Genomic DNA, 22,146 nt, shown 5'->3' on the forward strand with positions numbered 1-22,146 from the left:
CAACCCCAGCGCGGCCTTCACCAAAACGCTAGGTACTAAGCAGCGATCCAACCAGCCAGATGGGAAGCCGCTTGGGAGCGCACCAGCGCCCGCGCCGCCGGCAGGGCGGGATCCAAGCGCTCCGAGCTGAACGGTGGCAGATTGCGGCTGCGCAGCCAGGCGCCCCAGCGGAATTCATGGAAGGGGATCAGCGGAGCAGCGGCCACCAGGCCCTCGCGCTTGAGCTTCCAGACGAGGCTGCGGTAGGGATCGTCCTGGGTGCCGCTGAGGCTGGATGGCAGAGCCGTGGGGTGGAGCGGCCCCAGGCCGCGGCCGTCATAGAGGTAGAGCCAGCCGCGTTGATGCAACTGCTCGAGCACCGCGTGGCGCTCCGACACCTCCAGCTGCAGCACCACATAACCGAAGGCGGTGGCGTTGGGATCGAGCTCGAGCAAGGCCCGCAGCCGGTGATGGCGATCCACCATCCACAACTCGCCGGCGGCACTGCGCACCAGCGGCGTGGGCTTGCGCTTGAGGTAGCGGCGCCGCTGCTTGGCATCGTCGGCGGCGAAATCGAGCTGGCGGCTGCGGATCTCAGCCATGCCCACACACAGCTGGGTGGGCTGCAGCGCCTGCAACGGCACCTCCAGCAGATCAGCCTCATCACCGGTGGGAGCCGGCAACGGTTGGTAGGGGGGCAACCGCAACGCCATCGGCTGACCTTAAGCCGATTTGCCAGGGCGTGGCTCAGCGCCTGCCTGGCCGTGCTGCTCTGGCTGGGCTGGGCGCTGCCGGTTCGGGCCGCCGAAGCCTGCGCGCCGATGGATGCCCGGGGAGTGGCGCAGCTGTTTGATCAGTGGAACGGAGCCCTGCGCAGCGGCGATCCCGATCAGGTGGAGGCGCTGTACAGCAACGACGCCCTGCTGCTGCCCACCCTCTCGAGCCAGCCCCGCACGAGCCCCGCCGGCATCCGCGACTACTTCACAGGCTTCCTGGCCGGCGAGCCGCAGGGGCACATCGACAGCCGCAGCATTCAGCTGGGCTGCAACGAAGCGATGGCAGCCGGCACCTACAGCTTTCGTTTCGCCGATGGCCATCAGGTGCAAGCCCGCTACACGTTTGTGTATGTGTTCAGCGATGGCCGCTGGCTGATTCAGCACCACCATTCCTCGCTGATGCCCAGCGTTTAAGCGCTCTGGCTGAGCTCAGCAACACGCGGTTCGCTGGAGCTCTTGTAGCGGCAGGCATCCTGGTGCTCACGCACCGTGCAGCCATACATCTCGAGGAACAGATCGCGATCTGCCAGCGATCCGGTGAGACCACAATTGAGGTAGTGCTGGCGCAGCGGAGTCCAAGGCCTGCTGTGTATTTGGCCATGCAATTTCTGCAAGCGAAAGCGGCGCAGAGCCTTCAGGGGCGCTTCACCGCAGTGGGCATGGCAGAGGTTTTGCAGCGTGCGCGCACTCACATGGCAATGGCGGGCCAGATCCGCCATGCGTAGCGGGCTGGCGTAATGCTCAGCCACGTAGGCCGCCAGCTCGGCCATCACCCCTGCATCCGCCGTCGAGGCCGCAAGCATGAGGGAGTGAGGCGCCATTCCACCGCCGGGGCATTAGTGCGTTAGTGGAAACCTACGCAACAGCTGAGCCTGAAGTGGTAAGGCACAACACAAGATTGCGCGTTATACCGAATCTGCATCAATCACCAGAGCCTGCACAACCGAGCAGGCACAGTTCAGAGCCTGATGCCATCGAAGATCGGCATCGTGGCAAAACCCAGGGAGGCGGGCACGGGGTTGGGGCCTGCCGGCAAGGCCTGGACTGAGAACATGTAGGTGTCGGCCTGGAACGGGTTGTTCCAGGGTTTGAGCGCCACCGTGATCGTCTGCCCCGGCTGCGGCGGCTGAGGGAACTGCACCGTGATGCGGCGGGCCTGCGGATCAAAGCTGGCCTGCACAGGAATCGCCGCTCCCTCCCGGCGCGGCAACCCCACGAACGCCTGGGTGCGCGCCGGAGCGAACTGGAAGCTGCGGTCCACACCGCGGGTCTGCTGGATAACCAGAGCGCCCAACCCCGCACCGGCCTCATCCGGCAACGTGATCGTGAAGTAATAGATGGCGGCCGTCTGCCCCACATAGGCGTAGTAGTTGGTGAACGTCACCTTCCAAGGGGGGCGCGCAAACCAGGTCTGACCATCAAGCTCGAGGGCTTGAACAGGTGCGGACACCACCTGCACGGCCACGAGGGGCGCAGCCACCAGGGCGGGCACGATCCAGGGGTTTGCCATCCGGCCAGCATCAGCTGGGCGCAAGGTAGCGGCGGTTCAGGCCGTTGATAGGGTCAGGAAGCTTGTCTGCCGGATCGATGAACCGAGCTGAACTCGACGCCATCGACCTGATGCTGCGCGACCTGAACACGCGCCACGACGAGATCCGCCATCGCGCCGCCTTCCGCGGCTGCACCCGTGAGCTGCTCACCCTCCAAGAGGAGCTGGTGCGCTATCTAATGGCGAAACGCGAAGGCCACAACCTGCGCTGATCCTCAGACCGCCTGCAAAAACGGCTGTGGGTTCTGATCACGGCGGTGTTGCCGTGGCAGTTCAGGCCCCTGCTGATCACCGGCCAACGCAGCTGTGGCCTCCAGGGCACTGCGCATCCGCCGGGCGGCGTGCAGGCTCATGTCGCGCGGCACGCTGATGCGATCACGCCAGTAGCGCAGCCCCGCGGCCGTACCCGGCGGCGGGGCCAGCGGGGGGAGCGAAGCATCGCGCAGCAGATTGGTGAGCGCGCAGCGCAGGGCCTGATCAAGGGCAAGGCCGGCAGCGGCGCTGCGGCGCGCACCTTCGGGGTTCACCTCCAGCAACCGTTGCTTGTGGCGGAGCATGCGGGCCAGAGCTTCCTGAACAGCCGTGGACGGCGGGCTCTGGCGGGTCTCCACCACAGCGGGGTGGGCGGCGTGATCAGTGGGCCAGGGGCCCTGATCGATCAGGCGCGCCACGCGCTGCTGCTCGGCGCTGCCGCTGGCCAGGCAGCAACCCATCTGGGGCGGCAGGTCGTGGGCGTGGGTGTGGATGTCGCTCTGGGTGCCGAGATAGGTACTGCGCTGCTCAAGGGCGGCAAACCAGCGATCGATCGCCGGGTGCTGCGTGCGCAGGCCGTATCCCTTGTAGTAGGCGAGTGAAGCATTCATCCGCTCCAGGTACGGCACGAAGATCACATCGGCCGTACCGAAGTGCTCCCGGAAGAAGGGGCCCGGGGTGGCCTCCAATGCCTCCTCCACCAGGCCGGCCATGCGCGCGAAATGCTGCTCCGCCGGCGCCGTCTGCGGCCCCTCTCCCTCGCAGTAGCAAAGCCACTGGCACCAGGCGCGGAACAAGCGCCGCTCCAGCTGGCGCAGCGCAAACACATCAGGGTTCTGCATCCCCTCGCCCAGGGGGCCGAACGCCTCCTCGAGTGCCTGCAGGATCAGATCGCTTTCGGTGATCAGGTGACCATCGAGCTCAAGGGCGGGCAGCATCCCCGAGGGAACGATCTGCTTGAACCAGCGCTCCTTTTCGCCGTAGCAGAACATCGTCACCTTGCGGATCCGATAGGGGATCCGCTTCTCCTCGAGCCACAGCCACACCTTCTGGCAATAAGGGCACCAGGCGTGGTGATCGCGATAGAGGGTGACGCGCACCTCGGATTCCGGCCGCCCGAACAGACGCAGGCGGGCCTGAGCATTCGTGGGGCCTTCCACTCGCCGCTGCTGCAGCTCTGCTTCGCTGCAGGGATCGCACTGCTCCTCCAGCTGCTGCCAGCTCAAGGGCTCAGCCAGGGCCATCGATGGGGCGGGTGGATGCATGGGTCCAGCATCGCTCAAACACGCCATGCGTCGCTGAAGGGCTGAGCCGTTGAGGCCGATGCAACGGAATCGTGTTGACGCAGTTCTCGCAATCACAGGATCTTGAAAACACAGGCAAGGGCTACGCTGCCCACACGCTGATCACCCCTATGGAGCACCTGGCCGAGTACTTCAAGGTGTTCTCAGAGCCGAATCGTCTGGCCGTGCTGGAGGCCCTCCGCAACGGGCCCCTCAACGTCACCGCGGTGGTGGACAAAACGGGCCTGAGCCAAGCGCTGGTGTCGAAGCACCTGAAGTTGCTCACCATCGCCGGCGTCGTGCAGCGACGACCCCAGGGCTCCCTGGTGTTTTACGAGGTGAACGACAAGGCGGTGTTCAAGCTGATGGCCCAGGCCGAGAAACTGATGCTCGCCTCGCGCCGCCAACAGCTCAATGCCCTGGCCGCCATCCTCTAAGAGGTGAGGCACCCCCACAACCCTCGAACACCTGCAAAGCCCCCGCAGGGTTGCCGGCCACCCGAGGCCTGAGCAGCCTGGAGAGGCCAAGGCTGCCGCTGCCGTGATCCCTCCCCAGAAACAGATGACCGGCATGCTCGGCCATCCGGTGGCTGAGAACCCGATTGATCGGATGTTCGACGCGGTCTATGCCCACTACGGGTTGCAGTGGCAGTTCTGGAAGAACGACATCGCGTCTGAGCACGATCTCGCCAAGGCGATCGCCGCCCTGCGTCCCCTCGGATACCAGGGAATGGCGATCACCGTGCCCTACAAGGTGGCTGTGATTCCGATGCTCGATGCCGTCGACGACGACGTGCACGCCATCGGCGCCGCCAACTACATCACGATCGAGCAGGGGCGCCTGATCGGCCACAACAACGATGGCAAGGGTGTGGTGAAGGCGATCGAGAAGGTTGCTCCGCTAAAGGGCCGCAAGGTTGTGATGCTCGGCGCCGGCGGCGCGGGCCGCGCCATGGCGGTGGAGATCGCCTGGGCCGGCGCCGCGCAGCTGACGCTGATCACCCGCCGCGAAGCCCACGGCCGCGAGGTGGCGGAGCTGGTGCAGCAGGCCAGCGGCGTGCCCTGCACGTGGCAGAGCTGGCAGGCGCCGTTGCAGGTGCCCTCCGGCACCGATCTGCTGATGAACGCCACCCACCTGGGCTGCGCTCCTGAACTCGAACCGGTCCCCGTGGACTGGGCCAGCGTGGAACCGGGCTGCATCGCTGTTGACGTGATCACCAACCCCCGCATCACACCCTTCCTGGCCGCCGCTCGCGAGCACGGCTGCCCCGTGGTGGACGGCGTGGAGATGCTGGTGCAGCTGGCGATGCAGATCTTCGAGCGCTGGACAGGCATCACCCCAGAGGAGGCCGTGTTCCAGAGCGCCGTGGCGGAAGCCTTAGGGGAGTGACCCGCGCGGCGCACCCCAAAGAGACAACAACACCGGCTTATGCGTCAATCGCCATACAGTTACGCTTAAGCGATCGCTGTTGGCCATCCGCCACCCTTCGGCATGAGTAAGCATTTCGACCTGGTGGTGATCGGCGCCGGATCCGGCGGCCTGGCCGCCGCCAAGCGCGCCGCCAGTTATGGCGCCCGGGTGGCGATCGTGGAGGGGGATCGCGTGGGCGGCACCTGCGTGATCCGCGGCTGTGTGCCCAAGAAGCTGATGGTGTACGGCTCGGCCATGCGCCATCACCTCCACGACGCCGCCAGCTACGGCTGGAGCGTGGGGGATGTCTCCCATAACAGCGCCGAGCTGCTGCAACGGGTGCGCGCCGAGGTGGACCGGCTCAATCAACTGCACATCGGCTTCTTAGAGAAAGCGGGAGTGGAACTTGTCCGCGGCTGGGGGCGTTTCGCCGATGCCAACAGCGTGAGCGTGGTGGACCCAAGCGGATCTGAACTGCAGCTCCTGCGGGGCGAGCGGATCCTGATCGCCGTAGGCGGCCGCCCCCACCGCCCCGCCATCCCCGGCGCTGAGCTGGGCTGGGTGAGCGATGACCTGTTCAACCTCGAACGCCTGCCGGAGCGGGTGGTGGTGGTGGGCGCCGGCTTCATCGCCTGCGAGTTCGCCTGCATCCTTAACGGCCTCGGCGTGCAGGTGACCCAACTGGTGCGCGGCGACCACCTGCTGCGCGGCTTCGACCTCGAATCGAGCCGCGCCGTGCAGGAGGCGATGGAAGCCGATGGCATCGAGATTCGCTTCGCCCACAGTCCCGCCGCGATCGAGGGAACGCCGGGGGATCTCAGTGTGATCACGCAGAGCGGCGAACGCCTGCCCTGCAACGGCGTACTGCTGGCCACCGGCCGCCGCCCCTTCCTGCAGGGCCTGAACCTGGAAGCCGCCGGTGTGGCGATCGAGGGTCATCGCATCCCGGTGACTGCCGATCAAGCCACCAACGTCTCCAACATCTACGCCGTTGGAGACGTGACCGACCGGGTGAACCTCACCCCTGTTGCCATCGATGAAGGCCGGGCCCTGGCCGACACGATCTGGGGCCGCAAGCCACGTCTGGTGGATCACGAACTGATCGCCAGTGCCGTGTTCTCCCAGCCGGAACTCTCCGGGGTGGGGCTCACCGAAGAAGCCGCGATCGAGCGCTACGGGGCCGATGGGGTGAAGGTGCACCGGGCCCGCTTCCGGCCGATGAGCCAGGCGCTACCGGCACGCGACCCGAAGGTGCTGCTGAAGCTGGTGGTGGATCAGGCCAGCGGCAAGGTGGTGGGCTGCCACATGGTTGGCGAGCACGCCGCCGAGATCATTCAGATGGCGGCAATCGCCATCGGCATGGGAGCCACCAAGGCCGACTTCGATCGCACCATGGCTCTGCATCCCACCGTGGCGGAAGAGTTCGTCACCATGCCGAACTGAGCCGGTGCCGCCGCTGATGCCTGTCTCATCGACCCGCACCATTCTGATCAGCGGCGCCAGCCGTGGCATAGGCCGCGCCATCGCCGAACACCTGCTCGCCGCTGGTCATCGGCTCAGCCTGGGACTACGCAACCCGGCGGCCCTCGATGGCACCGCACTGGACCCGACCTGCGCTGGCGTGGATGAGCAGGGCCTCCCCCGCGTGCTGCTGCACCCCTACAACGCTGAAGATCCCGCTTCGGCCGAAGCCTGGGTGGCGCAGAGCCTGAGCCATTTCGGCGCGATCGACTCACTCGTCCACAGCGCCGGTGTGTTCTCAAGGGTTCCGCTGCTGTTCGAGAGCGGCCAGGAACACGACATCCAACAGCTCTGGGATGTGAATGTGATGGGTCCCTGGTGGCTCACCCGTGCCGCGTGGCCTGAGCTTGCCGCCCATGGCTCCGGGCGAATCGTGGTGTTGGTGTCGATGAGCGGCAAACGCTCCAAGGGTCGCCTCGCCGGTTACACCGCCAGCAAGTTTGCCCTGATGGGTCTTTGCCAAACGATGCGCAATGAGGGCTGGGAGCAGGGGATCCGCGTGACGGCGATCTGTCCCAGCTGGGTGAATACCGACATGGCCGCCGCCGTGAATGCCATGCCGAAAGAGGCGATGAGCCAACCGGGCGACATCGCCGCGCTCACCACCCAATTGCTGGAGCTGCCCAACAGCTGCGTGCCGTTTGAGCTGGCGGTGAGCTGCAACCTTGAGGTGTGAGTTCGGCCGCTCAGCTGTAGCCGAGCACCGGCTTGAGCAAGAGGATCACCACCGGAAAGGCCATGAACAACACCGAGAGCGGCATGGCAATGAACAGCGCCTTGCGGTGGTGCCGGTAAGCGGTGATCACACACCAGCCCGCGAGAGGAAAGAACAACAGGATTGCCGTGATCAGCCCGGGCGAATAGAGACCGGTGCGCAGGGCGGGCAGCACGTGAAAGCCCACGGCATTCACCAACATCAAGCCTGGCAGCAGCAAGGCCGCCGCTGGCACCTGCCAACCCACACCGCCCGCCAACAAACCGAGCGGAATCACCCCGAAGCCATTGGTGATGTAGAAGTCGCCCCAGGTCACGGGTAGGCCCAGCACCTGTTCAGCCCAGGGCTTCCAGCCCAAGTCGTATTCCTCGATCACGTGCAGCCCGTAGGCCATCAGACAGAGCCAGAAGATGGCCTTGCCCAACGGCGAGGCTGGATGAAAGCGCTCGTTCATAGCAAACAATCAGCGAGGGAATGGAAGATCAGTGCTGCCGTGGCGGGATGCCATAGCGCTGGCGGAGCTCGTGCACCGGCACGGCGGCATCGGCGAACAGATCCCAGTCGCCGATGAGGTTGTGGTTCATCTGCAATCCACGCTCCACACCGTCAAACAGCACTGCAGGATCGAAATCGTTTTGATGGTCGCCGGTTTCAATCGGCACAACCGAGCGCCCCAACTGGAATTCAGCCAAGACGAGCAGAATCGAGAAGAAGGGATCGCTGTTGCGGCTCATGCCCGCCTGCAAGCCAGCCACCCCACCTTCTTCTGCTGGCGTGGTTCCGTAGTTGCCCAACACATGGAGGCAATCGTGGCGGGCGAGCGTGCCGGGAGGACCACCAGGCTCGCCGGGCACGGAAAAACCGTTGGCGTTGATGAACTGGATGTAGGCATGGCCCAGTGTTCCCTCCGGTAAGTCTCCGAGGGCGCGGTAACGGGCCGCCTCAGCCTGATCGTTCTGCTTGAGCACGTAGTGGGCCAAATCCATGGCGGCTTGAAGCCGGCCACGGCCTAGAAAATCGCGTAAGGCTCCTGCAATGAAGCCGCGACGCGCCATATCCAGCCGAACTAGGCCCATGCGTTCATGCACGAGGTTGGCGTAGGTGTTCACCACCTCGTCACCCTCCCCAAAAACCCGGGCTGCACGGCGCAGGTAGGCGAGACGTTCCTCGCTGAGCTCACCATCCATCAGGGCGACCACAGTCATGCCCCGCAGGATGCGGGCTCGCCAGATCGGATCGCTCAGCTGATCAGCAAGGTCTTCGGGACTGAGGAGGGTGAGTGTGTCGAGATCGATCTGGGGTTGGTGGGCCAGGTGATCGCGAATCGCTTCGATCGTGCGACGTTCTGCCGGGTCGATCGCCGAGCCTCCGGCACAGAACTGAGCCACCCCCAGCAGCGCCCCGAGTGCGATCCGGGCCGTGGCCTCATCGGCCCGGATCGATCGATCGGTGAGTGACGCGCGGTGCCGATGCGGAACCGACTGAACCATCGCCCTTGTAGCGGTGTGCTGCCTTGTGGTTAGCCACGTGCTGCTGCAGGGTCAACAGCCATTCACACCGCACAAGCACGATGTTGCTTTAGTCGCGGAAGCGAGCAGCGCTGAAGTCGTAGCGGCGGGTGAGTTGGAACACGGTGCCGCTGAGCAACAGCAGGCTGATCAGGTTGGGGATCGCCATCAATCCGTTGAGGATGTCGGCCACGGTCCACACCAGATCGAAACTCGCGACTGCGCCGATCACCACCACCGCCACCCACACCAGACGGAAGGGTTTGATCCCCTTCACACCCACCAGGAATTCGAGGCAGCGCTCGCTGTAGTAGCCCCAGCCCAGGATCGTGGTAGCGGTGAAGAACACCGTGCCGAAGGTCACCAGCCAGGCACCGCCGGGTAGACCCCAATCGAATGCAGCCATGGTGAGGGCCACACCCGTGGGGGTATCGGCGCCCTCGATCGGCATCCAGGCGCCGCTGGTCACGATCACGAGCGCCGTCATCGTGCAAACGATGATCGTGTCGATGAAGGTTCCGAGCATGGCGACTGAACCCTGCAGCACCGGATCGCCGGGCTTGGCCGCGGCCTGAGCAATCGGGGCCGTGCCGAGGCCCGCCTCGTTCGAGAACACTCCGCGGGCGATGCCCTTCTGAATCATCACGCCAATGGCACCACCAGCCAGGGCCTGGGCACTGAAGGCATCACGGCAGATCAGCGAAAGGGCTGCAGGAATCTCACTGATGTGAGCCAACAGGATCGTGGCCGCGCCACCCACGTAGATCACCGCCATGAACGGCACCACCGCGGAGGCAACGCGGCCGATGCGCTCAATGCCGCCGATGATCACCGCAAAGGTGATCGCAGCGAACACGACGCCTGTCGCCAGGGGCGGAATCCCCATGGAGATGTTCAGCGCTTTGGCCAGCTCATGGGCCTGCACGCCGTTGCCGATGCCAAAACCTGCGAGGGTGCCAAACAGGGCGAACAACACCGCCAACCAATTCCAGCCCTTGCCGAGGCCGTTGCGGATCACATACATCGGCCCGCCTACGTGTTCACCGAGCTCGTCGACCTCTCGGTGATGCACGGCGAGGAGCGACTCGGCGTATTTGGTGGCCATACCCACCAGAGCGATCAGCCACATCCAGAACACCGCCCCCGGGCCACCAACGCCGATGGCACCGGCGACGCCGGCCACATTCCCCGTGCCGATGGTGGCGGCCAGCGCCGTCATCAACGACTCGAACGCGCTCACATCACCTTCACCACCGGAGTGGCGAATGGAGCGCAGGGTCTGGCGAACGGCAAAACCGATCTGCCGCAAGGGCATCAGCCGCAGCCCCAGCATCAGATAGAGGCCGGTGAGACCGATCAACCAGAGGGTGATCGGTCCCCACACCACGCCATTGATTTGATCCAGCAGGTCTTTCAACGGGCCTCCCGCGGCAAAAACTTGCGGGATCGTGTCACATCCGCCGCAACTCAGCTGTTAGGGCTGAGAGCTTCGAAACGGAACACCTGACGGCCAGCCGGGGACTCTCCAAAGGCCTCGGTCTCCACCACACGCTCACTCAACACCCAGGGGCCTTCACCAGCGAGGGGCACAAAGGTGTCGGTGAAGGTGCTCTTGCCACCGCGGGCGGCGCCAGTGGCGGGATCGGCGTACTGGCTGGTATAGCTGTGGCTGAGATAGCCACTGCCGGTATCGGTGGTGCTTTCGGTGAAGATCGTGACCACGGTGCCGTGGATGTGGCGGTGCACCATCGTCACCACGTCATCTTTGATGCGATAGCGATCACCGGCGTTTTTGCCGCCCACGATCACCTCAGTGCCCACCGCATCGGTGTCGCCGGCGGTGAAGGTGTTCTCGCCGTGGGTCTGCTCAAAGCTGCGGCGCACCCGGTGGATGCACACCTCCCAGAGCTGGGAGGCGATTGCCTTGTGAATCTCCTCGTTGTCGATGCCCTCCACCTGGGCCTTCAGATCAGCACCCACTTTGAAAGTGCCCTCCACGCGCTGGTCGCCCTGCTCCCACACACAACGGCCGCTGTAACCAGCGAAGCCCGGGGCCCAGGTGTAACGGTTTTCGTAAGCAGCGCGGAACGCGGCGGTGCAATCGCTGCCGGCAGTGAGCACAGCAGGGCTGGGGGCAACGGTCACGGCAACAAGGCAGGTGGATTCAGGCTACGGGGTTGAGCTCGGTGGCTGCCCCTTCAGCCGTGAATGTCCTGGAGGGCATTCACCTGCAGCTGTTGGCCCTGAAGAGCGGCAATGCCTTCCACGGCGGCGCGGGCACCGGCAAGGGTGGTCACGGTGGTGACGGCGTAGTCGATGGCGGCGCGGCGCAAGTATTTGTCGTCGTGGGCGGCCTGACGGCCAACGGGGGTGTTGATCACCAGCTGGATCTCACCGGAGCGGATCGCGTCCTCGATGTTGGGGCGGCCCTCATGCACCTTGAGCACGGGCTCCACGCTGAGGCCGGCATCAGAGAGCCAGCGGGCCGTGCCTTCGGTGGCCACCAGGCGGAAGCCGAGAGCTGCCAGGCGCTGGGCCACCGGCAGCAGGGCCGGCTTGTCGCGGTCGTGGGTGGAGAGGAAGACGGTGCCGCTGGTGGGCAGGGCTTCGCTGGCGGCGAGTTCGGCTTTGGCGTAGGCGAGGCCGAAGCCCGTGGCGGTGCCCATCACCTCACCGGTGCTGCGCATCTCCGGGCCCAGGATGGAATCGGCGCCGGGGAAGCGCTTGAACGGCAACACCGCTTCCTTCACGGCCTGTAGTGGCGGCACGGGCTCTGTGGTGAGGCCGATCTGCTCGAGCGTTTTGCCCGACATGATCTGGCTGGCCACCTTCGCCAGGGGCACGCCGGTGGCCTTGGCCACGAAGGGCACCGTGCGGGAGGCGCGGGGGTTGGCCTCAATGATGTAGACGTCGCCGTCTTTAATCGCGAACTGCAGGTTGATCAGGCCGTTCACCTGCAGCGCCAGCGCCAGCGCTTCGCTCCACTGACGGATGGTGGCCAGGGCCTGCTGCTCAAGGCTCACCGCCGGCAGGGCACAGGCAGAATCACCGGAGTGCACACCGGCGGGCTCGATGTGTTCCATCAGGCCGCCGATCACCACGCGGCCGGTGGCGTCGCAGAGGGCATCCACATCCACCTCGGTGGCGTTTTCCAGGTATTGATCGATCAACACCGGGTGATCGGGCTCCACGTTCACCGCCTCGCTCATGTAGCGGTTGAGCTCTTCTTCGCCGTAGACCACCTCCATGGCGCGGCCGCCGAGCACGTAGCTCGGACGCACAACCACCGGATAGCCGACGCGCTCGGCGATCACACGCGCTTCGGCTTCGCTGCGGGCCAGGCCATTGCGGGGCTGGCGGATGTCGAGCTTGCGCAGGATCGCCTCGAACTGCTCGCGGTCTTCAGCCGTGTCGATCGATTCGGGGGAGGTGCCCCAGATGCGGGTGCCGGTGGCCTGGCCGGCTGGGGATTCGAGCCAACGCAGCAGCGGGATCGCCAGCTTGAGCGGTGTCTGGCCGCCAAACTGCACGATCACGCCTTCGGGCTTCTCAGCCTCGATCACGTTGAGCACGTCTTCAAAGGTGAGCGGCTCGAAGTAGAGGCGATCGGAAGTGTCGTAGTCGGTCGACACCGTTTCGGGGTTGGAGTTCACCATCACCGTGGCGAAGCCCTCGGCCTGCAACGCGAAGGAGGCGTGCACGCAGCAGTAGTCGAACTCGATGCCCTGGCCGATGCGGTTGGGACCACCGCCCAGGATCATCACCTTGCGGCGTGTTTCAGGCTGCACCTCGCTTTCAGGGGCAATCAGCTCCAGCGAGCCGTCATCGCGCAGCCGCTCAATCGGCCGCTCGTAGGTGGCGTAGTGATACGGGGTGGTGGAGGCGAATTCGGCAGCGCAGGTGTCGACGGTTTTGAACACCGCATTCACCCCCAGGCGCTGACGCTGGTTGCGCACCGCGAGCTCCTGGGCTCCCGTGGCCCAGGCGATCTGACGGTCGGAGAAGCCCAACTGCTTGAGGGCGAGCAGCGCATCCGCATCGAGATCCTCCAGGCGCGAGCCCTTCAGCCACCGCTGCTCCGCCTCGATGATCCGCCGCAGCTTGGCCAGGAACCAGGGATCGATCGCCGAGATGCGGTGAATGTCGGCATCGGAGTAGCCGTTCACCATCGCGGTGCGCACCGCAAAGATGCGATCAGGGGAGGGCGTGCGCAGGGTGCGATCGAGCTCCGAGCGTTCGGGGCTGGGATCGGGCCGATCGCAGCCCCAGCCGGCATGGCCGGTTTCCAACGAGCGCAGCGCCTTCTGGAACGACTCCTCGAAGTTGCGGCCGATCGCCATCGCTTCACCCACCGACTTCATCGCCGTGGTGAGCACCGCCGGGCTGCCGCGGAATTTTTCAAAGGCGAAGCGCGGCACCTTCGTGACCACGTAATCAATAGTGGGCTCGAAGCAGGCCGGCGTCTTGCCGGTGATGTCGTTGAGGATTTCGTCGAGGGTGTAGCCCACCGCCAGACGGGCGGCGATCTTGGCGATCGGGAAGCCCGTGGCCTTCGACGCCAGTGCCGAGGAACGCGACACGCGCGGGTTCATTTCAATCACGATCACGTCCCCATTGGCGGGGTTGATCGCGAACTGGATGTTGCTGCCGCCGGTGTCGACACCGATCTCGCGGATGATCGCGATCGCCTGGTCGCGCAGGCGCTGGTATTCACGGTCGGTGAGGGTTTGGGCCGGGGCCACGGTGATCGAGTCACCGGTGTGCACACCCATTGGATCGAGGTTCTCGATCGAGCAAACGATCACCACGTTGTCGGCGGTGTCGCGCATCACTTCCAGCTCGAACTCCTTCCAACCGAGCAGCGACTGCTCGATCAAGATCTGGTTCACCGGGCTGGCATCAAGGCCGCTCAGGCAGATCGCGCGGAATTCTTCGGGGTTGTAGGCAATGCCGCCGCCGCTTCCGCCGAGGGTGAAGGCGGGGCGAATGATGCGGGGGTAGCTGCCGATCTGCTCGCCCACCGCCTCGGCTTCCTCGAGGGTGGTGGCAATGCCGGAGGGGCAGACGGCCACGCCGATGCGCTCCATCGCCTGTTTGAACAGGTCGCGGTCTTCGGCCTTTTCGATCGCCTGCAGGTTGGCGCCGATCAGCTCCACGCCGTACTGCTCGAGCGTGCCGTCCTTGGCGAGGGCCACCGCCAGGTTGAGGGCGGTCTGGCCGCCCATGGTGGGCAGCAGCGCATCAGGGCGCTCCTGCTCAATCACCCGCCGCACCACATCCGGGGTGAGCGGCTCGATATAAGTGCGATCCGCCATGTCCGGATCGGTCATGATCGAGGCGGGGTTGCTGTTCACCAGCACCACCTCAAATCCCTCGGCTCGCAGCGCTTTACAGGCCTGGGTGCCGGAGTAATCGAATTCACAGGCTTGCCCGATCACGATCGGACCCGAACCCAGCAGCAGGATGCGACGCAGATCCGTGCGACGGGGCATGGGCGGATTTCCGGCAGGCAAACCTCCCTACCCTCTCACGCGGGCGCGGCTACTCTGATTTCAAGCAAGCGATGAAGCCGGCATGAGCGAACTCCAGCGCCTGAAGGGGCTGCTGCCTCCCGAGATGCAGAGCTGGGTGTTTGTGGAAGCCGCCGCTTCGGCCGATCCGCCGCTGATCACCATTGAGGAGATCGGCCGCGACGAAGTGGAGATCCAGCTGGATCTGCAGAAGTGGGATGCCCTGGCGATCGACCACCGCAACCTGCTGTTCTGGCATGAAGTGGGCCGGATCCAGAACGACGCCGTACCCCGCGACGGCTGGGAAATGGCCGCGCTGGCGATCGGCCTCGGCGGAGCGATCGGCGAGCTGTGGGTGCAAGACGGCCTGCTGCTGCTGATGGCCCTGGGCCTCTCCGGCTTCGCCGGCTACCGCCTCTACCTCAAAAACAACTCCGAAAAGCGCCTGCAGGACGCGATCGCGGCCGACGAGCGCGCCATCGACCTGGCCTGCCGCTTTGGCTACAGCCTGCCTAATGCGTACAAGAGCCTGGGCGGCGCCCTGAAGGAGCTGGTGGAGCAGACCCGCAAGAAGAAAAAACGCGGTTTCTACGAAGACCGTCTGGAGGCGCTGCGCAAGAGTGCAGGCAAGGCCCGGGCCGAGATGGCTCAGCAACAGGGGTCCCGTCAATCCGTGAGCAGCGAGAACGTGTATGGCTGAGGCCGTAAGCCCCCAGAAGCCCAGTCCTGACCCCAGCCGCCCCCGGCTCAACCTCGACGACAGCCATCAGCTCGCGCTTCTGGCCGCTGATGCCTGCGATGACCGCAAAGCGGCCGACATCGTGCTGCTGCGGGTGGAGGAGATCTCCTCGATCGCCGACTGGTTTGTGATCGCCACCGGCTTCTCCGATGTGCAGGTGCGCGCCATCGCCCGCTCGGTGGAGGACAAGATTGAGGAGGAGAGCGGCGGACGGCTGCCCCTACGCAAAGAAGGACAGAAGGAGGGGCGCTGGATCCTGCTGGATTACGGCGAAGTGATCGTGCATGCCCTCACCCCGGATGAGCGCAGCTACTACGACCTCGAGTCGTTCTGGGGCCACGGCGAGAAAGAGGTCTACCTAGGGTCGGAGCAAGATTCGCCGGCCTGAGGCCGGGCCCCGATGGCCGGCAGCAGCGACCTGAGCTCAACGGTGTGCCCGGTGCCGCGGGAGCAGCGGCCGCTGGAGCAATACAAGGAGCTGCAGGCCAGCTGGTTTTTCGTGTGGCCCCACAACGGGGATCGAGGCCTGGCCACACCGCTGCTGCGCGCCTGGCTGATTGTGTTGCCGCTCACGATGCTCGTGGCCAGTGGCAGCGTGCCGTTGCGCCACAACCTGCCCCGGCTGGTGGTGGCCGGTGCAGTGGCAGGCCTGGTGGTGCCGTTGTTGCTCTTAGTGCGGCAATGGCTGGGCTGGACCAACCTGCAGCGCCGCCTGATCGCCACCTCCGTGGAATACGAGGAATCCGGCTGGTACGACGGCCAGGTGTGGGAGAAGCCGGTGGAGTGGCGTCAGCAAGACCTGCTGGTGGCCACCCACGAGGTGAAGCCCGTGCTCTGGCGGCTTCAGCAAGCGATGGCCATCATTGCGGCCTTGATGCTGGTGGGGGCGAGCCTCTGTCAGGCTCTGTGAGCGATTGGGCCTGAGCCCTGCATGAGTTTCTCGAGCAGCTTCGGATCCAGCGGACGCCCGAGCGTGCCGCCCCTCGAGGTGCGTCTCACCCGCAACGGCATCCATGAGTCGCTGCATCGGGTGCATGCGGTGGTGTGCGACCAGCGCGGCCGCGTGTTGATGCGCGCCGGCGACCCTCAACAGCTCAGCTTCATCCGCTCGGCGCTCAAGCCTTTCCAAGCCCAGGTGTTCGTGAGCAGCGGCGCTGCCGACCTGGGCAACCACGACGACCGCGCCCTGGCCATCGCCTGCGCCTCCCATGCCGGCGAAGCCGAGCAAGCCCGCGAAGCTTTCAAGATCCTTTGGAAATCGGATCTGGAGAGCGAACAACTCCAGTGCCCCACACCAAAAGGGCGCCAGAGCCCCCTGGAACACAACTGCTCGGGCAAACACGCGGCTTTCCTGGCTACCTGCAAACGCATGCAATGGCCGCTGGAGAACTATCTCCAGCTCGATCACCCACTGCAGCAGCAGGTGCTCAAGCGCGTGGGCGAACTCCTCGGCATGCCCGCCGCTGAACTGCTGGCCGCCCGCGACGACTGCGGCGCCCCCACCCTGCAACTCCAGCTCTCGCAGATGGCCCTGCTGTTTGCCCACCTCGGCGCCAGCGAGCAACCGGAGCTGGAACGCCTCAGCCGGGCAATGCTCGCCCACCCCGATCTAGTAGCCGGCGAAGGCCGCTTCGACACCGTGGTGATGCGCAGCGGCCACGGCCAGGTGCTGAGCAAAGGCGGCGCCGAAGGCATCCAGTGCCTGAGCCGTGTGGGCGAAGGCCTCGGCCTGGCGATCAAGGTGGAAGACGGCGCCAGCCGCGCCAAACACGCCGTGGCCCTGCACCTGATGCAGCAGCTCGAGTGGCTCACACCGATGACGCTGGAGGAGCTCGGCCAGCAGTTCCTCCACCCCAACGAAGGCGTGAAGCTCGAAGTGAGCGGCGAACTGCGCTTCGACAACGGCCGCTAAAACCGATCGAGCCCCATCTGCGGGGGTCAGTCGAACTTCTGCGACGCACTGTCGGCAGGTGCGCCCACATCGGTCGAAATGTGGTCCCACCCATGGACACCTTGATTCAGGTGCCTTGGGCGTCCCGCTCGAACTGGGATGCCGCCGCGAGGGTGGGCTCCACGGCGAACAGGGCTGTGGCGATGTCAGGACTGATGGTGAAGGTGTCGAGCCCTTCAGCGGCTAGGTGGGCCAGATCGTTGGGGGACCTCAGGCTGGCCACGAGCAACCGCGGCGCAGCACCCGGACTGTCTGGATCCGCCCGACGGAGGGTGTCCACGATTCGCTGCATGCGGGTGAGCTCGGCGTGGCCATCACGGCCCAGGTCGGAGATGCGGCCCAGATAGGGCGCGATGTAGTCGGCGCCCAGGGCGGCGGCCAGGAGCACCTGAGCGGGTTCGTAGCAAGCGGTGAAGGTGACGGAGCACCCTTCACTGATCAAGGCGCGAGCGGCAGCGGCACCGGCGAAGGTGATCGGCAGCTTCACCCAAATGCGGCCAGGGGCCAGTTGGGCCAGGGCGCGACCGCAGGCCAGTAGATCCTCTCCCCAGGCCTGCAGGTGCAACTCCTCCACCCCCAGCTCCAGGGCCCGCGCCGTGAGCTCAACCAGGTGCTCGAGGCTGCAGGGCTGAACGGCGCGGCGCAGCAGCGTCGGGTTGGTGGTCACGCCGCGGAACAGACCCGTGGGCAACCACTCGCCCCAGGCGTCGGGATCGGCACTGTCGAGGAGCAGACGCAAGGTCATCGGCGGAGGCGCTGCCGCATCACAGCCGCGCGCAGCGGATCCCATGCTGCCGTCCACAACGAACACAAGCAGCCCAGACACCCTGCGATGTATAGTTCTGGGGTCGCCGCGGGGTAGAGCAGTCTGGTAGCTCGTCGGGCTCATAACCCGAAGGTCGGTGGTTCAAATCCGCCCCCCGCCACCAAACCAAAAGCCCCGGCCATCGCAAGATCGGCTGGGGCTTTTTGATGTTCAGTGCTTATGCGAACCGGTGTCAGCAACACCGATTCGCCGGCAACTGAGCGAATCGCCCTTGAATGGCGACCCAGCTTCGCCGTTCACACCCTCAAGCCATGGACAGCGCACCCACCGCCACGTCGCCCGCCAGCACCGCAGCCGCCACCAGCCCGGTGATGACGGCCGCCAACAAAGCAGCCGCTACCCACCCGCTGATCCTGGCGGCGGCGCTGGTGTGGCTGAGCGTGGATCTGATCGGTGATGGCTTGCTGGCGCTGCGCAGCCTGATTGCGAGCGTCACCAGCGAGCGCACCACCACCCCCTCCTGATGGCCGATGCGATCGTGGTGGGCAGCGGCGCCAGCGGTGGCGTCGCTGCCCTGGCCCTGGCGGAAGCCGGCCTCAAGGTGCTCGTGCTCGAGGCCGGCCCCGAGCTCAGTGCCCCGCGCGCCTTCGGCAGTGAGCCGGCCAACACCCTCAAGCGGCTAGCGGCTGTGAACAGCGGTCGCCAAAGCCTGGCCGCCCAGCACCCCGGCTACTGGAAGGCCAACCCCGATCTCTACGTCAACGAGTGGGACAACCCCTACAGCACCCCTGAAGGGCAACCGTTCCTCTGGACCCGCGGCCGCCAGGTGGGCGGCAAAAGCCTCACCTGGGGCGGCATCACTCTGCGCCTCTCCGACGCGGAATTTCAAGCCGGCGAGCGCGATGGTCATGGCCCGAGTTGGCCGATCCGCCACGCCGATCTGGCCCCCTACTACGAACGCCTCGAAGCACTACTGCAGATCCATGGCCAGTGCGATGGCCTCCCCCAGCTGCCCGACCCGACCGGTGCGCCGAAGCCCGCCCTGCCGCTCACACCAGCTGAGCAACACCTGCAGCACTGCATCCACCGCGATCTCGATCTGCCCCTGATCCCCTCACGGGGCTTTGCACTGCGCCGCGCCGCCGATGGCCCATGGCCGCGCTCCTGCTCCCAAGGCGGAGCCCTGAAGGCAGCACTGGCCACGGGCCGGGTGCAACTGCAGAGCGAAGCGGTGGTAAGCCACGTGCAAGTGGATCCCCGAAGCGGGCGGGCCACTGGGGTGGAATGGATTCACGCACGCACGCGGCAGCACCACAACAGCGCGGCGCCGCTGGTGGTGCTCTGCGCCTCCACAATCGAGAGCTTGCGGCTGCTGCTCCATTCCCAACAGGTGGGCGGCCTGCAAGAGGTGAGCGGCCTGCTGGGGCAGGGGCTGATGGATCACGTGTCGGCCAGTTGCTTCTTTGCACTGCCCGAGCTGCCCGCACCGGGCGCCACGGAGCTCTCGGGAGCCGGCAGCTGCTTCATCCCCAACACCGTGAATCTCGGCACGCCCGAGAGCGAAGCCACGGATTTCCGGCGCGGTTATGGCCTCTGGTGCGGCATCCAGCGCTTTGATCCACCGCAGCTGCTCAAGCGCCAGCGCAACGCCGCGGTGGGTTTCTTGATCGGCCACGGCGAGGTGCTCAGCCGCCCCGAGAACCACGTCAGCCTCCACAGCGAGCGCACGGATGCCTGGGGCCTCCCCATCGCCCATATCGACTGCCGCTGGAGCGCCAACGAGGAGCGGATGGTGGATCACATGCAGGCGCGCATGCAGGCGGTGGTGAGCAGCGCCGGCGGCCGGATTGCGCCGCTGGCGGATTTGTTTGTGATGCCGCTGATCGAGCCGATGGTGCAGGGCAGCCTGGCGATGGCAGCGGGGGCGGCACCACCCGGCTACTACATCCATGAGCTGGGCGGCGCCCCAATGGCCGCAAGCGAAGAGCGCGGCGTGCTGAATCCCTGGAACCAGCTGTGGCGCACCCCCAACCTGCTCGTGTGCGACGGCAGTGCCTGGCCCAGCGCCGGCTGGCAAAGCCCCACGCTCACCACCATGGCCCTGAGCTGGCGCGCCTGCGCTCACGCGGCTGAAGCACTGAAGCGCGGTGAGCTTTAGCTGACGCACCCCACCATTTGGTTGCAACCACCACATCCGACTGCGCCGGTGCCCCGCATGCTGTGCAGGCGACCTTTCAACGGGTCGGGCAAGGGAGAAACACCAGGCGGGAGCTCGGCACTCCCGCTTTTTTGTGTGTTGCGATCAGGCGCCAATCATTCGCCGGGCTTCATGAACAGGCCGTTGAGATAGTGCTGCGCCACGCAGCGATCGCCGCAACCGTTCTGAAACAGAAAACCCGCCAGGGCGGAGGTGATCACGCGGTATTGGTCCCACTCTGGGCGGCTGCTGAGGAAGGCGCGCATGCCATCAAACAGGGCCTCAGGCACCTCGGCCTCGAGGCTGATCCGGGCAGCGCCAGCGGCGTCGCCTTGATCGAGGCAGCGGCTGAGGTGATCGCGGGCGCCCGCTGCCTGCATCGACTCCAGTTGCACCTGCTGCTCCGGCTCCAATCGATCTCCATCCGTCGGTGCAGCCATCAATCCACACCGAAGCCGGCGGCGTCAAAGGGGCAAATGCAGCTCAAAACCACCCCGAGACGCAGCGAGACCGCCCACCGCAGCAGCACCCTGCTCCGCCACCAAGGCGCACGGCTAGCGCGCTCTAGCCATGGGCACAAGGCTGTCAAGAACGATTCAAACGAAATGGCGCAATCCCCAGATCGCCCCTCTCACCGATCGAGAGCCCCATTGACCTGTGGAAAACCAGGACTCAACCTGGGGAAAGCGCGGCGATCCTGGGGAAACGCCAAAACCATCAGCAGGGCTTATAGGCGCGGGTCTCGTGCGACCAGGCCGCAACCGAGACGGTTGAGCCGCTCAAACCCCCGGGTTCTCTTCCGGTTTCTGCCGCGGTTTGTAAAGCGTGCGCGGCCCCAGCGGGTGGTCGGCATGGGGATAGGGCGCATGGGTGTGGCCGTGGTCATGCGCGTGGTCATGCCCGTGGGCGTGATCGTGGGAATGACCGTGCGCATGGTCATGGCTGTGGTCATGTGAGTGACCATGGCTGTGGTGCCCGAGCGGGATCGGGATGCCATCGGGCTGACAGGCGCCGGTGCACTCGAGCTCGCAGAGGGTGCAGGCTTCCACCAGGCCTTCCACGTGGTGGTGATGGCTCTGCTGCGGAGCGCCCACCTCGGTTTCAAACCCCAGCACCTGGGCGCGGTATTTGCAGAGAGAGCAGTTCATCTGCGTCTCACCGCGCACCACCTCCTGCACGCGCTCCAGGAAGGTATTGAGCACCAGCGGGTGATCGCCCAGGTAGCTCGCGTCCACAAACTCCAGCTCCGGGTGATCGGCCGCCACCAGCTGGGTGTGCTGGCGGATGCGGCTCACCAACACCCCCGAAAAGAGGAAGTAGGGGAACACCACGATGCGCCGGAAGCCGAGCTTCACGGCATGGCGCAGGCCAGGCTCCACCAAGGGGAAGGTGACGCCCGAATACACGGTTTCGCCCCAGCCAAAGCCAAAGCCTTCCACCAACATCCGCGCCACCTTGGCCACGTTGGAGTTGGCATCGGGATCCGACGAACCGCGACCCACCACCACCAGCAACGTGTCGCTGAGGGGCACCGGCTCCTCCCCGCGTGAAGCAGCGGCGCTCTCTGACGCATCCAGCGCTTCGCGGATGCGGGCTCCGGCCGCCTGGATCATGCTCAAGTCAACGCCGAGCTCGCGGCCGTAATCAATGCGCAGGCCGGTTTCCGCCGCATAGGTATTGAGCACGGAGGGGATGTCGTTCTTGGCATGGCCGGCGGCGAACAGCATCCCGGGCACCGCCAACACCCGCTTCACGCCCTGGGCCCGCAGGCTGTCGAGCCCATCGCGCAGGATCGGCCGCGCGAATTCCAAATACCCGTATTCCACTGGCACACCCGGCAACAGCTCGCGTAAGCCTTCAGCGAGCTGGGCAAATTCACCCACTGCCTGGCGGTTGCGGCTGCCGTGGCCACAGATCAACACCCCGATCGGGCCACCTTCAACGGCGTTGAAATCAAGCTGCGGCGAGGGGTTGCCCATGGGAACACATT

Annotated in this window: 24 protein-coding genes and 1 tRNA gene; 13 read left to right on the top strand and 12 right to left on the bottom strand. The window is 65.6% G+C overall.

Annotation, left to right across the window (positions count from 1 at the left end; translation table 11 throughout):
• Window positions 1-35 precede the first annotated feature (35 nt).
• Complete coding sequence (locus tag H9532_RS09775) at window positions 36-692, bottom strand: ParB-like protein (protein WP_296367871.1); 657 nt, start codon at window positions 690-692, stop codon at window positions 36-38.
• A gap of 51 nt (window positions 693-743) precedes the next feature.
• Between H9532_RS09775 and H9532_RS09780 the strand changes: the two genes are divergently transcribed.
• Window positions 744-1,169, top strand: a complete 426-nt coding sequence (locus tag H9532_RS09780) for an SgcJ/EcaC family oxidoreductase (RefSeq protein ID WP_296367873.1) — start codon at window positions 744-746, stop codon at window positions 1,167-1,169.
• Here H9532_RS09780 and H9532_RS09785 read toward each other — a convergent pair.
• Window positions 1,166-1,576 (bottom strand): AraC family transcriptional regulator, encoded by a 411-nt coding sequence (locus tag H9532_RS09785; protein WP_296367875.1) that lies wholly within the window; start codon window positions 1,574-1,576, stop codon window positions 1,166-1,168. The genes H9532_RS09780 and H9532_RS09785 overlap by 4 nt on opposite strands.
• A gap of 137 nt (window positions 1,577-1,713) precedes the next feature.
• On the bottom strand, window positions 1,714-2,265 hold the full coding sequence (locus H9532_RS09790; protein ID WP_296367877.1) for a DUF2808 domain-containing protein: 552 nt from the start codon (window positions 2,263-2,265) through the stop codon (window positions 1,714-1,716).
• 77 nt (window positions 2,266-2,342) lie between these two features.
• Between H9532_RS09790 and H9532_RS09795 the strand changes: the two genes are divergently transcribed.
• Entirely contained in the window at window positions 2,343-2,516 is a 174-nt protein-coding gene (locus H9532_RS09795) for a hypothetical protein (RefSeq protein WP_296367879.1), read from the top strand.
• Between the two features lie 3 nt (window positions 2,517-2,519).
• Here H9532_RS09795 and H9532_RS09800 read toward each other — a convergent pair whose 3' ends face one another.
• A complete protein-coding gene (locus tag H9532_RS09800; protein ID WP_296367881.1) occupies window positions 2,520-3,800 on the bottom strand; it encodes a glutathione S-transferase family protein in 1,281 nt (426 codons plus the stop codon).
• A gap of 170 nt (window positions 3,801-3,970) precedes the next feature.
• Between H9532_RS09800 and H9532_RS09805 the strand changes: the two genes are divergently transcribed.
• From H9532_RS09805 to H9532_RS09820, 4 genes are all read left to right on the top strand, one after another.
• A complete protein-coding gene (locus H9532_RS09805; protein WP_296367883.1) occupies window positions 3,971-4,276 on the top strand; it encodes a metalloregulator ArsR/SmtB family transcription factor in 306 nt (101 codons plus the stop codon).
• Window positions 4,277-4,379: 103 nt separating this feature from the next.
• Window positions 4,380-5,228 (top strand): shikimate dehydrogenase, encoded by an 849-nt coding sequence (locus H9532_RS09810; RefSeq protein ID WP_296367885.1) that lies wholly within the window; start codon window positions 4,380-4,382, stop codon window positions 5,226-5,228.
• A gap of 102 nt (window positions 5,229-5,330) precedes the next feature.
• Complete coding sequence (gene gorA, locus H9532_RS09815; protein WP_296367888.1) at window positions 5,331-6,692, top strand: glutathione-disulfide reductase; 1,362 nt, start codon at window positions 5,331-5,333, stop codon at window positions 6,690-6,692.
• 16 nt (window positions 6,693-6,708) lie between these two features.
• A complete protein-coding gene (locus H9532_RS09820; RefSeq protein ID WP_296367890.1) occupies window positions 6,709-7,446 on the top strand; it encodes an SDR family NAD(P)-dependent oxidoreductase in 738 nt (245 codons plus the stop codon).
• Between the two features lie 10 nt (window positions 7,447-7,456).
• On the opposite strand, the gene H9532_RS09825 is transcribed toward H9532_RS09820, so the two are convergent.
• From H9532_RS09825 to carB, 5 genes are all read right to left on the bottom strand, one after another.
• Window positions 7,457-7,939, bottom strand: a complete 483-nt coding sequence (locus H9532_RS09825) for an HXXEE domain-containing protein (RefSeq protein ID WP_296367892.1) — start codon at window positions 7,937-7,939, stop codon at window positions 7,457-7,459.
• 28 nt (window positions 7,940-7,967) lie between these two features.
• Window positions 7,968-8,975: a hypothetical protein gene (locus H9532_RS09830; protein ID WP_296367895.1), complete on the bottom strand. Its 1,008-nt coding sequence runs from the start codon at window positions 8,973-8,975 to the stop codon at window positions 7,968-7,970.
• Window positions 8,976-9,063: 88 nt separating this feature from the next.
• Entirely contained in the window at window positions 9,064-10,410 is a 1,347-nt protein-coding gene (locus H9532_RS09835) for a sodium:alanine symporter family protein (RefSeq protein ID WP_296367897.1), read from the bottom strand.
• Window positions 10,411-10,460: 50 nt separating this feature from the next.
• Window positions 10,461-11,138, bottom strand: a complete 678-nt coding sequence (locus H9532_RS09840; RefSeq protein ID WP_296367898.1) for a DUF3386 domain-containing protein — start codon at window positions 11,136-11,138, stop codon at window positions 10,461-10,463.
• A 53-nt stretch (window positions 11,139-11,191) separates the two neighbouring features.
• Entirely contained in the window at window positions 11,192-14,485 is a 3,294-nt protein-coding gene (gene carB, locus H9532_RS09845; RefSeq protein WP_296367900.1) for a carbamoyl-phosphate synthase large subunit, read from the bottom strand.
• An 82-nt stretch (window positions 14,486-14,567) separates the two neighbouring features.
• Between carB and H9532_RS09850 the strand changes: the two genes are divergently transcribed.
• The 4 genes from H9532_RS09850 to H9532_RS09865 are packed head-to-tail and all read left to right on the top strand — an operon-like array spanning window position 14,568 to window position 17,154.
• On the top strand, window positions 14,568-15,203 hold the full coding sequence (locus H9532_RS09850; RefSeq protein WP_010309735.1) for a DUF3318 domain-containing protein: 636 nt from the start codon (window positions 14,568-14,570) through the stop codon (window positions 15,201-15,203).
• The gene (gene rsfS / locus H9532_RS09855; RefSeq protein ID WP_296367905.1) at window positions 15,196-15,630 is read left to right on the top strand and encodes a ribosome silencing factor; all 435 of its coding nucleotides are present in this window, start codon (window positions 15,196-15,198) and stop codon (window positions 15,628-15,630) included. Before H9532_RS09850 ends, rsfS begins: the two co-directional genes overlap by 8 nt.
• Window positions 15,631-15,642: 12 nt before the next feature.
• Window positions 15,643-16,152, top strand: coding sequence for a CGLD27 family protein (locus tag H9532_RS09860; RefSeq protein WP_296367907.1), 510 nt, complete (start codon window positions 15,643-15,645; stop codon window positions 16,150-16,152).
• Between the two features lie 21 nt (window positions 16,153-16,173).
• Window positions 16,174-17,154 carry an asparaginase gene (locus H9532_RS09865; RefSeq protein WP_296367909.1) on the top strand — a complete coding sequence of 327 codons (981 nt, stop codon included), beginning with the start codon at window positions 16,174-16,176 and terminating at the stop codon, window positions 17,152-17,154.
• Window positions 17,155-17,260: 106 nt separating this feature from the next.
• On the opposite strand, the gene H9532_RS09870 is transcribed toward H9532_RS09865, so the two are convergent.
• Window positions 17,261-17,938: a transaldolase family protein gene (locus H9532_RS09870; protein WP_296367911.1), complete on the bottom strand. Its 678-nt coding sequence runs from the start codon at window positions 17,936-17,938 to the stop codon at window positions 17,261-17,263.
• A 107-nt stretch (window positions 17,939-18,045) separates the two neighbouring features.
• Between H9532_RS09870 and H9532_RS09875 the strand changes: the two genes are divergently transcribed.
• The 3 genes from H9532_RS09875 (at window position 18,046) to H9532_RS09885 (ending at window position 20,117) form a co-directional block, all read left to right on the top strand.
• Window positions 18,046-18,122 (top strand) — tRNA-Met (locus H9532_RS09875).
• A 148-nt stretch (window positions 18,123-18,270) separates the two neighbouring features.
• Window positions 18,271-18,483, top strand: coding sequence for a hypothetical protein (locus H9532_RS09880; protein ID WP_296367914.1), 213 nt, complete (start codon window positions 18,271-18,273; stop codon window positions 18,481-18,483).
• Window positions 18,483-20,117, top strand: a complete 1,635-nt coding sequence (locus H9532_RS09885; RefSeq protein ID WP_296367916.1) for a GMC family oxidoreductase — start codon at window positions 18,483-18,485, stop codon at window positions 20,115-20,117. Before H9532_RS09880 ends, H9532_RS09885 begins: the two co-directional genes overlap by 1 nt.
• Before the next feature lie 155 nt (window positions 20,118-20,272).
• On the opposite strand, the gene H9532_RS09890 is transcribed toward H9532_RS09885, so the two are convergent.
• Together H9532_RS09890 and H9532_RS09895 are read right to left on the bottom strand one after the other, a co-directional pair.
• Window positions 20,273-20,596 carry a DUF2811 domain-containing protein gene (locus tag H9532_RS09890; protein WP_366664557.1) on the bottom strand — a complete coding sequence of 108 codons (324 nt, stop codon included), beginning with the start codon at window positions 20,594-20,596 and terminating at the stop codon, window positions 20,273-20,275.
• Between the two features lie 339 nt (window positions 20,597-20,935).
• The gene (locus tag H9532_RS09895) at window positions 20,936-22,135 is read right to left on the bottom strand and encodes a sirohydrochlorin chelatase (RefSeq protein WP_296367918.1); all 1,200 of its coding nucleotides are present in this window, start codon (window positions 22,133-22,135) and stop codon (window positions 20,936-20,938) included.
• Between the last annotated feature and the right edge of the window lie 11 nt (window positions 22,136-22,146).

This window comes from Vulcanococcus sp. Clear-D1 (genome assembly GCF_014654725.1).
Taxonomy (GTDB): domain Bacteria; phylum Cyanobacteriota; class Cyanobacteriia; order PCC-6307; family Cyanobiaceae; genus Vulcanococcus.